Here is a 12918-nt window from a genome sequence, read left to right as displayed (position 1 = left end):
AAATTAAATATCATTTAAGTCAATAAACACAATTATTTTTTAAAAAACCATATTTATGGAAATCTATCCTAACAGATCACTTTATAGTTATTAAAAACAACCCCTTTCTCCAGATGAACGTCATCTATAACAACAATCTTACTTGCGGTTTTATTCTTAAATTTTAAAGCAAAATAAATGCTTAACAATTATCAAAATAACCGATTATCATCAGTCTTTTCTTAATTGCTCTATCTCCTCGTTTATATTTTGAAGTTGAGCGTCATAATAATACCAAACCACCCAAAATAAAATTACCCCTACCAAAAAGATTAGAAGCAAATTAGCTATCCGTTTAAAATTTATTCCTTTCACAGTCTAAAGTTGAAAAATATACAACAGCAAAACTTTAAATAGGCGTTACAAAAGCGTTACAATTTGATATATGCAGCATTAACGAAGCTTCACGGTTCTACTAAAAATCGTTTTCTTTTTTTAAGAGAATATAAATGTTGCCTTTTAAACCTATAGTGTAAAAAAGTATAGACTTGCTGTGCTCACGTTCTACTTTTCTTCGGGTTACTCGAAGTTTAAAAAAGCTTGTGCCAAAAAGTGTTTTACTAGTGTTAGTAACTTTGAGCTATAAACAAAGTTATTTTTAGGTTAAATCAAAATTCAAAGAACGTAATGTATGTAATCCATGTTCTTAAGAATTATGTAGTTAATAGATGATTCATTATTAAATCTATTTCAACTAGTTACCACTGCCAAAGTTGATAATTCTACTTGTCCAATAAATCTTTAGATTTATGTTTTTCTTTCTCCAATTCTACAATGATTTTTTTCAAAGCACTTTTTTTATCTGCATTGTTTTCTATGGATTTATCCAAGAAGCTTTTTTCTTTATCAGTGGATTTCTTTTTCATGGAAACATAGAATTTAATTACAATTCAAAATAAGACGTGTTTTTGACAGACCCTAAAATGTAGCCCCACCAAAAACACTCAAGAAGCCAATTAGCACCATAAAATTAACACTCATTTAAGCGCATTTATCTGTATTTCAGCAGTTTAATTGTTTTGAAGAATTGGATGTTTTATCCTAGGTTAGACAAATATGAAGATAAATCGGCTTGGGAGTTTGTAATATCTAGCTTTTTCCGAAGTCTTGTACGTGCATTTTCTACCGATTTTGAAGACTGTCCTGTAACTTGAGCAATTTCCTTAGTGGTGAGATTTAGCATTAAAAGCGCACAAAGCCGTTTATCTTTTGAAGTAAGATCTGGATGTGTCTTGAGGAGGTTTTTATAGAAAGATTCATGAACTTCTTTAAAGCGCAGTTCAAATTCATCCCAAATATTGGTGTTGGTATCGCGTCTTAATCGTTTGGCAATATAGTCGATGGCATTTTGGGTTTCTTTTTTATGTGCCTTTAACTTAACTTCTTTTAAATCTTTTAATATGTCTTCGATAATTTCTGTGTGGTGCAATTCAATCATCGCTTTGCCAATTAGCTCTTTATTCTTTAACTCAAGATTTGCGTGTAATTCTTTTTGTTTAGAAGTAACCAATTGTTTTTCAAGCTCTATTCGTTTAAGCTTGGTTCTATAAATATATAGAAGAACCGCTAATATTAACAATAGAGCGAAAAGACCGAAAATAACACTATACATATTCGACCGACTTTTGCTTTCTTCCAGTTTACGGATTTTGTCCTTAGTTCTATATTCCTCTTCCAAAACGATTTTCTGCACATTTATTCTTCTATCTTCAATGTTTAAACTATCCGAAATTGCCGTAAATTTCTCGAAATAATTGGCTGCCTTTTCAAATTCTTTATTTTCAATATATGCTTTGTAAAGTACTTCGGAAGCTTTAAGTTGATTTATACTAAATGGGGCAATACTGTCTAATATTCTTACTGCATCTTTAGAATAGTAGATGGCCGAATCTCGTTTTTTGTTTTTTAATAAGAATTCAGAAAAATCGCCATAGATCCAGGCTAGCCTACCATCACGAATATTACCACTCTCGTGAACTGCTAGGTTAAAATATCTTTTTGCGTTACGAGAGTCATCTTTTAAAGCGTAAGCCCTTCCAAGATTAGTATAAAGAAGAACTTTAAAATCTGGCATATCTTCATCTTTAATTAGTGCTACTGATTTATCATAATACGCCATTGCCGAATCAAGATTTTTCTCCATCCAAACTAATCCAATATTATTAAACATTTTTGCCAAACGTATAGGATCCTCACTTGTATATTCATGATTGGTGATTTTCTGAAAAAACTTTAATGCCTGGTCATAGTTTTCAGTTTGTGAATATGCGATAGCCAAATCGTTTTCCAAAACGTAACGCTCCTTAAATGGTTTGTTTTCGTAGTACTTATAAGCCTCTAGTAGATTTGCGAGGGTTATATCGTATGCTTCTTTACGAGCATAAATAAAGGCCACTTCTATGTAAAAATTAGCGATAATGCTATCTGAATTCGAATGTCGAGCACTTTTCTCGGCAATATCGATATAATGAAGTGCTCTTTTCCAATCCTGATTTACTAATTCAGAAGCAATATTCATGCTTAAGGAAGCTTTTTCACTTTCTTTAGTAGTTTGTGCTAAGCTATCTATTAGCATTTTAACATCTACTTGTGCATTTGCAGAATGAAATAGAATAAAAAATAATATTATCCGTAAAAACATACAGTAAACTTAACAAAAAACAGCTTATAATCGAAAGTTATCTGAATTTTAGGTTTTATTTTTTTAAAAAGTCAAAATAATAGATATTTAGGAAGACTGATGACAAATTAAAGACTAAGTTGTGCTTGTCTACTAAAGTTGAAAAATAAGCATAATGTCAAGCACGTTAGAGAATGTTTTAAATCACTTTTTACGTTTAAATTTTAGATATTCCTATTAAAGTTAGACCAACAAAAACTTTAGCTATTTAGCTTACTGATGACCATCCTTTCTACCTTATCTAGAAATAAAACCAAAACAGTAAAATGCAATCTGATTTAAAACCTTTAAACCCTTATTTACAATAGATTGCGCTTCTAGTCTTGGTTCTCGCCTCGACGACGGACAGGCTTGTTTCTTACAGCAGCCGACTTGTTTCTTTCCTCGGACAATATTGGTTTTAAACAGTAAAGAGTTTAAGGAGAAGACATTTAGGTCTAATCGATATCTTCACATAAAGCACATATAATTAATGAATGAAAAAAAGTTGATTGGTAGTCAATTTCTATAACGCAGAAATAGTATAAAGTAAGCACCAAGGCCCATAATTTTAGTAAGTACACACATTGGTCTCCATAAATAAATTTGTATTTTTAAGCAATATTTAATTTTGACCAGTTTGCCGTTACTTAACTTTTTTCAGCAGCAAGTGTCGTAATTTATAAAACAATGGTTCAACAAGTAACTCAAGGCATCAAGATTTCAGTAAAGACCAGATATGATGGTTCTTTTATTAAACACCGTGAAGTAAAACACGCCTTTGTTTATTCTATTACTATTGAAAACCAGAGTAAAGATACTGTGCAACTTATTTCTCGTTGCTGGAATATAAAAGATGCGCTTAATAAGCCTAAAGTTATTCAAGGCGAAGGAGTTATTGGTGCAAAACCTATTTTAATGCCAGGCGAAAAACATTCCTATACAAGCGGATGCCTTTTAGACTCACCAATGGGTGCTATGAGCGGACATTATAATTTAGTGAACTTCGTAACTACAAAAAACTTCAAAGTATCCATTCCATTATTTAACCTGAGCGCTCCTTTTTCAATGAATTAAAGCTGATATTTTCAACTCGGAAGTAAGTTTGTGATTGTTTTTCTTCTATTTTTCAAAAACTAAAGTACTTGGTTCTTCTAATTGAAAATCTTCATAACGCATTTCTAGCCTATCTCCGTTTTTAACTATTTGCGTAATGCTTTTTGTCTTTACGAACCCACGATCCATAATAAGACCGTTTTCCAGATTTCCTTCCCCTGCTGTTTTATGAAAACGAAGAATCTCTTTGCTTAAAACATTTTCATTTTCTGATAGAAATACTGAAAACCATTGTTCGCGTTCCAGTTTTATAGTTTCGGGATATAAAGGAGATGAAGACCATATTTTTGGAACATTGGCCTCTTTAATAGTATGAAGATTTTCACCGTCCCAAACCAATGTAAATAATTCTACATTGTTTGTCCATTCCACAACAACAGCGGTAAAAGGCTCAATTCCATCAAAATTGTATGATGTTAACAAAGATGTTAAATCGTCGGCAATCAAAAAATCCTTAACCACTATCCCTCTACTTTTTCGGTAATGAGATTTTCGAATATGCGCTTTAAAACCTCCATTCATTAAGCTAACAGCACGTTTTTTTTCACTTATTCCAATCCAAGTTCCACCCGCTACTGCATCTTGTGGGTACAACAGCATAATAACTTCTTCTTTATACATTTTAGGTGGAATAGTAGCACGCTCGGGAGCTTCATCGCGATTAGACGTTAGAATGAAGTTATTATTAGGTCGTGGAATAAAAGTTACTGTACACATTTTTACAAAGTTTTCACTATGCAGTAAAGCTAATAAATTAAGTAAATCTTGTTCCTGCGAATGGAGAAAGTTTTATCTGCACATAAAGGGAAACTGCCAACGGTTACCGCCAACTGAAAACTAAAAAAATCGTATCTTTGCAATCTTATAAATTTTAAACAGTTACAGTTATGGGAAATGGATTTTTTAAAGTGCCAATCGCCGTAAACGAACCTATTAAAAGCTATGCGCCAGGTTCACCAGAACGCGAAGAAGTACTTGAAACTTATAGAGAAATGTACAAGGCTACAGTAGAAGTGCCTTTATTTATTAACGGGAAAGAGGTTAAAACCAAAGAAACCGCTACTATGTCTCCTCCTCACGACCATAAGCACGTGTTGGGAACCTATTATAAAGCTACAAAGAAGAATGTAGAAGAAGCAATTACTTCTGCCCTAGAAGCTAGAAAAAAGTGGGCTGCGATGCCTTGGGAACAACGCGCCGGAATTTTCTTACGCGCTGCCGAATTAATCGCTGGTCCATATAGAGCAAAACTTAATGCAGCAACAATGCTTGCGCAGTCTAAAAATATTTATCAAGCCGAAATTGATTCAGCTTGTGAGATTATAGATTTCTTACGTTTTAACGTACAATATATGACCGAAATCTATGCTGAACAACCCGAATCTACTTCTGCAGCCTGGAACCGTATTGAGTACAGACCTTTAGAAGGATTTGTTTACGCAATTACGCCTTTCAACTTTACAGCTATTGCTGGAAACCTTCCTGCCAGTGCTGCATTAATGGGGAACGTAGTTGTATGGAAACCAAGCAACACCCAAGTTTACTCTGCAAAGGTACTTATGGACATTTTCCGTGAAGCAGGTGTACCTGCCGGTGTTATCAATATGGTAATGGGAGACGCTGCTATGATTTCAGACACGTTAATGGCTAGTCCTGATTTCAGCGGAGTTCACTTTACTGGTTCTACTGGTGTTTTTCAGGGAATTTGGAAGAAAATTGGAGACAACATCTCAAACTACAAAACCTACCCTCGTATTGTAGGAGAAACTGGTGGAAAAGATTTTATCGTTGCCCACAAGTCTTCAGATCCAAAACAAGTTGCTACAGCAATGGCACGTGGTGCTTTTGAATACCAAGGACAAAAATGTAGTGCTGCTAGTCGTTGCTATATTTCAAAAAGTATATGGGACGATGTTAAAAACTATCTTATCGACGATGTACGCTCCTTTAAAATGGGAACTCCAGAAGATATGGGGAATTTCATTAATGCAGTAATCAGCGAAAGTTCTTTTGACAAGCTTGCAGGCTATATAGACCAAGCAAAAAAGGATAAAAACGTAGAAGTAATTGTTGGTGGAAATTACGACAAGAGCAAAGGATACTTTATCGAGCCTACTGTAATTGTTACAAAAGATCCAAAATACACTACCATGTGTACTGAATTGTTTGGCCCCGTGCTTACGGTTTATGTTTACGACGACAAAAAGTGGCCAGAAACTTTAGAGCTAGTAGATGGAACTAGTGAATACGCACTTACGGGTGCCGTTTTTAGTGAAGATAGATATGCACTTGAAGAAGCAGTTAAAGCGCTTGAAAACGCTGCTGGAAACTTCTACATTAACGACAAACCTACAGGTGCAGTTGTTGGGCAACAACCTTTTGGTGGTGCTCGTGCAAGTGGAACAAACGACAAAGCAGGAAGCAAGCAAAACCTATACCGATGGATTTCTCCACGAATGGTGAAGGAAACTTTTGTTTCTCCTACAGATTATAGATACCCGTTTTTAGGTTAATATCTAAATCGACTCCATTAAAATACCCATCCTGAATTTTAGTTAGGATGGGTTTTTTACGTTTTATACAATTTTAAGCTTACTATTCGTAATCTTTATTCTCGTTGATTTTTGAAAACTGTGCGTTCTTAGCAGTATTATCAGAATCTACCACCATTACAACAAAACTTAGATTATCACCTACATAATTTGAAGGAACAGAAAATGAGTATTCTTTTTCAAACTTTTCAAAAGCTGGTTTATTCGGAATAGCATCACCAAACAAATCTGATAAAGAGTTTCTTAAAGCATCATTGTGTACATAATTTTCTATTGGATTACCCAACCCTTCATATGGGTGTCCAGGAGTTTCATTAAAATAATTAACCTGAGGCGATACAATGTCATTTTCTAATAAATAAACAACCAATTTATCTCCAGGCGCTGAGCCATTTTCGTAAACTACCTTAACTTTAACCGTAAGATTAGAACCTGTTAACTGACTGTTTATTCCTATAGCAACATCGGTATCATTTCCAGCCATTGAAAGCACACGATCCATTGGATACGGGTTTACCCAAGACGTTGTTCTGTTTAGTTGTGCTTTCGGAAAACCATTATCTATTCCAAACATATCCTGTAGTTCCTGAATTCTAGGAAAGTCCATTGGATCAGGAATAGTCGAAGATGTTTTATGGATAGCCACAACCGCAACATGTTCTGTAGCTTCACGAGCTTCATCTATAGCAACAGCCACAGCAGGACAAAAGCCACACCAAGTACCAGTATAATCTTCAATAACAACTTTTCGCTTCGGAACAAACACTTGAAAGTTTTTAGTTGCCGAGGTATAAGGATCATCATTTGCTACATAATTGGCATACACTTCAAAATCGCCAGGAGTGGCAGTGGAAAATGTATTTCCAGTTATAGCTTCACCATTAACAAAGAAATCAGCTTCGGGAGCACTATCATTTCCTTGATCATCAAGTAGCTTAAATGTAATAGTTTGGTTGCGCAATGCTTTGGGAACATCAACAATTAATACTCTTTCTGAAGGCTCAAGAACTTCAAAACTGAGAATGTTACTTGTAATTCCCTCATAAACAGCTTTTACTGAAAACCGACCTGTTTGTGTAAACTCGTATGTACTTCCCGAAATTTCTTGATCATTTACGAATAACTGAGATGAATTGGTGTAATCTTCACCATCACTGCCTGTTATTGTAAACATTGCTATTGTATTAATACCAACAACTTCTAACTCACCAGGCCCTACATCACTTGAAAGAACAAGTGTAAGTGGAGTGGTTGGCTGGTCAATAGGATCTTCTTTTTTACTACAAGAAATTACTGCTAAAACAGCAAATAAAATTAAAAATTTAAAGGAAAGCTTTTTCATGGCAAGGTTATAATTAAAATAAAATGGCTAAGGTAATCTAAATTAAAAAAAAGTGTAGGCTAAAAATGTTAAATGAACATTTTTACGCGTTAAGCATCACAATTTTGTTTAAAAACACTTAATATTGCTTCACAATTTTATAATAACAAATCTAAACTAATATGAGAAAATTGATTCTGCCCCTACTTTTAATGCTGTCTATTGTAGCTATTTCTCAAAACGAATTGCCGAACATCGATTTAAAAACACTTGATGGTAATACGTTCAACTCACAAGAACTTGCTAAAGACGATAAAGTTACTATTGTATCACTTTGGGCAACGTGGTGTGTACCATGCTTAAAAGAATTAGATGCTATAAGCGAAATTTATCCAGATTGGCAAGACGAAACAAATGTTGAGCTTTTTGCCGTTTCTGTAGATGATAGCCGAACCGTAAAAAGAGTAAAGCCACTTATTAATGGAAAAGGATGGGACTACACAATTCTACTCGACACCAACAACGACTTTAAACGCGCGTTGGGAGCTGCTACGGTACCATTAACTTTATTGATTAAAGACAATAAAATTGTATATCGCCATTCAGGCTATAGCCCTGGAGCCGAATATGAACTTTATGAGAAAATAAAAGAGCTTTCTAAATAAAACTATTCATAATCAATCCCAATTCATGAAAAAATTAATACTTGGCGCTTTTGTTCTTATTTGCGCTACAAGCTTTTCTCAGGAAAACGGCTACTTTTTTGGTGGCTTAGAGTCAAACTCACAATGGCTTTTAGACGATGAGAAATTCGATTTTCCTGCGCCAGACGAACAATTTAGAGCTAACAATTACCTTCAACTTAACTACAGTTTAGGAAAGTTTACAGCTGGTGTTCAATTTGAATCGTATTTACCAGTTGCCCTTTCAGGATATTCGCCTACTTGGGACTCACAAAACGGCGTTGGAACCTATTATTTAAATTTTAAAAATGAAACCTTAGATGTTACGGGCGGTTATTTTTACGAACAATTTGGTAGCGGACTTATTCTACGCTCTTGGGAAGACCGACAGTTAGGAATAAACAATGCCATTAAAGGAATGCGAGTAAAGTTTAGCCCGACAAACGCAGTAGATTTTACTGGTGTTTTTGGCCAAACAAGAAATGGATTTGATGTATCTGAAGGCATTGTTCAAGGATTAGATGCCAATTTAGACCTTAGCGACCTAATGAAAATTGAAGCAATAGACTTAAAATTTGGTGCTAGTTATGTTGGACGTTACCAGTCTAATGGATCTAACGACACTATCCCATCAACCGTGAATGCGTATGGTGGTAGATTAGATTTTGTTGCCGATAAATTTTATGGTGGCGTTGAAGCTATCACTAAAGATCCAGACGTGCTTGTAAACGAAGGAAATGTAAGCTCTCCACAACTTTTTGATGGCACCGCGCTTCAGGTAAATTTAGGATACGCCAGAAAAGGCTTAGGAATTAACACCACCTTTAGAAGACTTGAAAACTTTACCTTTTATTCCGATAGATATGCTGAAGGAAACCAATACAATGAACAACTAATTAATTATGTGCCTGCAATTACTAAGCAGCACGATTATATGTTATCAAATATATATGTATACAGCTCACAACCAAGATTGCTTTTTAGTGAAAATGAAAAAAGAGCTGGGGAAGTTGGATCTCAAATAGATGTATACTACTCATTTGACAAAGAATCTGCATTAGGAAAAGTAGGAACAAAACTTGCAGGAAACTTCGCATACTGGGCGGGTCTTGAAGCTGATTTCAATATGACCGACCAAACCTATGACGTTGAGTTTATAGGGAAGGGGCAACGATATTTTAGAGACATCAATTTGGAAGTTAAAAACCGATGGTCATCAAAATGGAGTACTGTTGTAACTTTTCAAGATGTTATCATCGACAAGAGTGTATCAAAAGGAGGAATTGTAGGAAATCAAGGCGATATTCACGCACAAATTGCAGTTGTGGAAGCAACTAGACGATTGGGTGGCGGAAAAGCGTTAAGGCTAGAACTGCAACACTTATGGACACAGGACGACGATAAAAACTGGGCAGCAAGTGTTTTGGAGTATAACTTCAACCCATCATTTACAGTATTTGCCGCAGATGCTTGGAATTATGGTGGCGAAAAAGAACTTCATTATTATAACTTTGGAGGAAGCTACTCAAAAGGTAGAACACGTTTTGCTATTAACTATGGAAGACAGCGTGGAGGTTTAATTTGTGTTGGTGGTGTATGTCGCGAGGTACCTAAAAGCACAGGAGTTAGCGCAAACTTGGTAGTTACTTTTTAAGAGTTTCGAATTAGTTTAAAAACAAAATGCCGCAGAAATTAGTTCCTGCGGCATTTATTTTTGAAATACACTCTGGTTTTTACTTTACCATTATTTTTGTAGTTCTAACCGCACCACCATTATTTCTAAATTGAACGATATAGGCTTGTGTGCTTAAATCAGATACATTTACAGTGTGAGTTCCATCTTGAAATTGAGCTTGTTTAACCAATCTTCCTTGAAGATCATACATCTTCATTGCAACTGGCTCATTAACTTGTAACACCATTTGGTCAGTAACAATAGTAGACTCAATAGACAAGTTTACCTTACTTACCCCTTTAACCCCCAAAGTAGGATTATATCGGTAAGTGAACGTAAGCGGAGTTCCTATTTCAATAGTACCATCAGCATCCTCAAATTGACGGAAAGCAAACACATAATCTACACTGTCTGTTCCATTCCCTGGATCATTATTATAAAAATGATTTCCAAGACCCGTAGTAGCACCAACGCGAATGGCAACTGGAGCTTCATTTAATGGGGGAACAAACTGAAGCATTTGAATTTCATAGTAACATTGAATTCCATAACACAATTGCTCAAAAGTAGCATTTGTCTGGTTCTCTGCACTCATAAGCTGAACTCGTGAATAGATTTCGTTATCAGGATTCTCGTTGGTTACAAAAAAATCATACGATGCATCCGGATAATCAGTAGTACCAAACTCTATTATATCACCATCGTTAAGCACATTACCATTGTCGTCCATAACGGAGTATTGCGCACTAGCTATTGTAATAGAGCCTAACACACTCAATACAAGTAATTTAAATTTCATAGTTTTTTGTTTTAGAATTAATAAGAAATTAAAAAGTAGGTTCTTGACTGTGGCAAAAGTAAAGATAAAAATCAAAAACACAGCCCTCTTTCTACCTCTTGAATCATTTATTTAACAATTTACAACTATTTGATTCTAAAAAGCATAGAATCTTACAACAAGATAGATTACATTTCTGAAAATTATAGAAATCAATACCCTGAATTGGTTTACATGATATAGACAGTAATTTTCTCTTAATAAAATGCTAAAAAATTGAATTATTATCCTTATTTTTCAGGCTCAAAACTAAATTTACGAACTAACTTAAGTCGTTTTACACCTATTCTAAAATTAAAAATTATGTTTAAAAAATTATCCCTTGGCTTGGCATCTGGATTAATTGCCTTTGCTTCGTATGGACAAACTATCGTCCCGACAACACCACAAAACAAAAACGTTGTTCTAGAAGAGTTTACTGGAATTTACTGCGTATACTGCCCGCAAGGACATGCTATTGCACAATCTATTAAAGAAGCAAACCCAGAAAGAGTTACGTTGATAAATATTCATACAGGTGGTTATGCCGCTCCAAGTGGTTCAGATCCTGATTACAGAACACCTTATGGAAGTGCTATCGCTGCCCAATCTGGTCTTGCTGGATATCCTGCAGGTCAAGTTAACAGACACGTTTTCCCGAACAGAGGAATGACTAATGGCGGTACAGCAATGGGCCGTGGTAGTTGGGAAATTTCGGCCGACGAAATCTTGGCAGTTGCATCTTATGTGAATGTAGGCGTTGAAGCTTTTCTTGATATTCAAACCAGAGAATTGGTTGTACACGTAGAAGCTTACTACACAGGAGACAGCCCACAAAGCACTAATATGCTAAATGTTGCGCTTCTTCAAAACAACACCAAAGGTCCACAAACAGGTGGAGGTGCTGGAAACAACTATAACCACATGCACCGGTTGGTAGATATGATTACAGGGCAATGGGGTGAAGAAATAACCACTACAACTGAAGGCACTTTTGTAGACAGAACGTATACTTTTACAATTCCTGAAGACTATAATAACATTGCAACAGTAATGGAAGATATGGAAGTAGCTGCCTTTATTACTGAGACTCAACAAGAAATTCCAACAGGTAGTTCAACACAACCGTATTTTACTGGTGTAACTATTGCAGATGACGCTAGCATTAAATCAGTTATGCCTATTGGCCCTACTTGCTCTGAAACCATTGCACCTGTTGTTAAAATTAAAAACAACGGACAAAACACTATAACTTCATTGGAGATTTCTTATGAAATTAACGGAGAGCCGCACACTTACAATTGGACAGGAAGTATCCCTGCGTTGTGGGAAGAAGACATTCAGCTACCAGAAACAACTTTTACTGCACAAGCCACAAACACTGTCACTTTTTCAATTCCAAATGATGAAGACACTTCAAACAACACTTACGACCTAACGTTTGATCAAGCACCAGAAGGAACAGGAACTATTTATGTAGACATTATAACCGACAACTGGGGTGATGAACTTAGCTGGGAGCTTAAAGACTCAGCTGGAAATGTTGTACAAAGCGGCACAGGGTATGGCAATAACGCCACAATAAACCTTCGTTTTGACATTGCAGCAGACTGCTATACATTCACAGCAACAGATTCGTTTGGAGATGGTGGAAATAGAGTAACTGTAACAGATACAGATGGAAATCAATTATTCCGCGTTGTTGGAAACTGGGGTTCTGAAAAATCGTCAGAGTTTTCTAGCGACGGTGTATTAAGTGTAAATCAATCTGCACTTGAAGGCATCAACATTTATCCAAACCCTACAAAAGAAACGCTTAACATATCGAATGCTGAAACAGCGAATATCGAAGTATATGATATGCTTGGAAGAATGATTCTTTCTAAAAACAATATTTCTTTAAATGAGCAACTTAATGTATCTGGTCTTAACGCTGGAGCTTACTTTGTGAAAATATCTAAAGAAGGTAATTCAACTACCAAAAAATTCATTGTTACAAATTAATCAAGCAGTTTTTTCATAATTGAGAAGAGCCCCGGATTTTTTCGGGGTTTTT

At 35.4% G+C, this 12918-nt stretch carries 10 protein-coding genes; 5 read left to right on the top strand and 5 right to left on the bottom strand.

Features of this window, described 5'->3' with window-relative positions; genetic code table 11:
* Positions 1-761: 761 nt before the first annotated feature.
* Positions 762-905 (bottom strand): hypothetical protein, encoded by a 144-nt coding sequence (locus BLW28_RS15705; RefSeq protein ID WP_159431750.1) that lies wholly within the window; start codon positions 903-905, stop codon positions 762-764.
* A 170-nt stretch (positions 906-1075) separates the two neighbouring features.
* Positions 1076-2680, bottom strand: coding sequence for a hypothetical protein (locus tag BLW28_RS06990; protein ID WP_073216990.1), 1605 nt, complete (start codon positions 2678-2680; stop codon positions 1076-1078).
* Positions 2681-3388: 708 nt separating this feature from the next.
* Between BLW28_RS06990 and apaG the strand changes: the two genes are divergently transcribed.
* Entirely contained in the window at positions 3389-3775 is a 387-nt protein-coding gene (apaG, locus tag BLW28_RS06985; protein ID WP_073216992.1) for a Co2+/Mg2+ efflux protein ApaG, read from the top strand.
* A gap of 45 nt (positions 3776-3820) precedes the next feature.
* On the opposite strand, the gene BLW28_RS06980 is transcribed toward apaG, so the two are convergent.
* On the bottom strand, positions 3821-4531 hold the full coding sequence (locus BLW28_RS06980) for an NRDE family protein (protein ID WP_073216994.1): 711 nt from the start codon (positions 4529-4531) through the stop codon (positions 3821-3823).
* A gap of 170 nt (positions 4532-4701) precedes the next feature.
* Here BLW28_RS06980 and pruA point away from each other — a divergent pair, with 170 nt between their 5' ends.
* Complete coding sequence (pruA, locus tag BLW28_RS06975) at positions 4702-6327, top strand: L-glutamate gamma-semialdehyde dehydrogenase (RefSeq protein ID WP_073216996.1); 1626 nt, start codon at positions 4702-4704, stop codon at positions 6325-6327.
* An 82-nt stretch (positions 6328-6409) separates the two neighbouring features.
* On the opposite strand, the gene BLW28_RS06970 is transcribed toward pruA, so the two are convergent.
* Complete coding sequence (locus BLW28_RS06970) at positions 6410-7708, bottom strand: Omp28-related outer membrane protein (protein WP_073216998.1); 1299 nt, start codon at positions 7706-7708, stop codon at positions 6410-6412.
* Positions 7709-7869: 161 nt separating this feature from the next.
* On the opposite strand from BLW28_RS06970, the gene BLW28_RS06965 reads away from it, so the two are divergent.
* Together BLW28_RS06965 and BLW28_RS06960 are read left to right on the top strand one after the other, a co-directional pair.
* Positions 7870-8352: a TlpA family protein disulfide reductase gene (locus BLW28_RS06965; RefSeq protein ID WP_073217001.1), complete on the top strand. Its 483-nt coding sequence runs from the start codon at positions 7870-7872 to the stop codon at positions 8350-8352.
* 25 nt (positions 8353-8377) lie between these two features.
* Positions 8378-10024, top strand: a complete 1647-nt coding sequence (locus BLW28_RS06960) for a DUF6029 family protein (protein ID WP_073217003.1) — start codon at positions 8378-8380, stop codon at positions 10022-10024.
* 79 nt (positions 10025-10103) lie between these two features.
* On the opposite strand, the gene BLW28_RS06955 is transcribed toward BLW28_RS06960, so the two are convergent.
* Positions 10104-10844, bottom strand: coding sequence for a T9SS type A sorting domain-containing protein (locus BLW28_RS06955; protein WP_073217005.1), 741 nt, complete (start codon positions 10842-10844; stop codon positions 10104-10106).
* Positions 10845-11186: 342 nt separating this feature from the next.
* Here BLW28_RS06955 and BLW28_RS06950 point away from each other — a divergent pair, with 342 nt between their 5' ends.
* Positions 11187-12866: a T9SS type A sorting domain-containing protein gene (locus BLW28_RS06950; protein WP_073217006.1), complete on the top strand. Its 1680-nt coding sequence runs from the start codon at positions 11187-11189 to the stop codon at positions 12864-12866.
* The last annotated feature ends 52 nt before the right edge of the window (positions 12867-12918 follow it).

The sequence above is a fragment of the Aequorivita viscosa genome (assembly GCF_900106795.1).
In the GTDB taxonomy this organism is placed as follows: domain Bacteria; phylum Bacteroidota; class Bacteroidia; order Flavobacteriales; family Flavobacteriaceae; genus Aequorivita; species Aequorivita viscosa.
Note: the sequence above shows the minus strand (reverse complement) of the source record. Positions and strands in the feature narration are given on the sequence as shown.

Coding starts and splice junctions, on each gene's coding strand:
- BLW28_RS15705 (WP_159431750.1), bottom strand. CDS start 905: ATGAAAAAGAAATCCACTGATAAAGAAAAAAGCTTCTTGGATAAATCC.
- BLW28_RS06990 (WP_073216990.1), bottom strand. CDS start 2,680: ATGTTTTTACGGATAATATTATTTTTTATTCTATTTCATTCTGCAAAT.
- apaG (WP_073216992.1), top strand. CDS start 3,389: ATGGTTCAACAAGTAACTCAAGGCATCAAGATTTCAGTAAAGACCAGA.
- BLW28_RS06980 (WP_073216994.1), bottom strand. CDS start 4,531: ATGTGTACAGTAACTTTTATTCCACGACCTAATAATAACTTCATTCTA.
- pruA (WP_073216996.1), top strand. CDS start 4,702: ATGGGAAATGGATTTTTTAAAGTGCCAATCGCCGTAAACGAACCTATT.
- BLW28_RS06970 (WP_073216998.1), bottom strand. CDS start 7,708: ATGAAAAAGCTTTCCTTTAAATTTTTAATTTTATTTGCTGTTTTAGCA.
- BLW28_RS06965 (WP_073217001.1), top strand. CDS start 7,870: ATGAGAAAATTGATTCTGCCCCTACTTTTAATGCTGTCTATTGTAGCT.
- BLW28_RS06960 (WP_073217003.1), top strand. CDS start 8,378: ATGAAAAAATTAATACTTGGCGCTTTTGTTCTTATTTGCGCTACAAGC.
- BLW28_RS06955 (WP_073217005.1), bottom strand. CDS start 10,844: ATGAAATTTAAATTACTTGTATTGAGTGTGTTAGGCTCTATTACAATA.
- BLW28_RS06950 (WP_073217006.1), top strand. CDS start 11,187: ATGTTTAAAAAATTATCCCTTGGCTTGGCATCTGGATTAATTGCCTTT.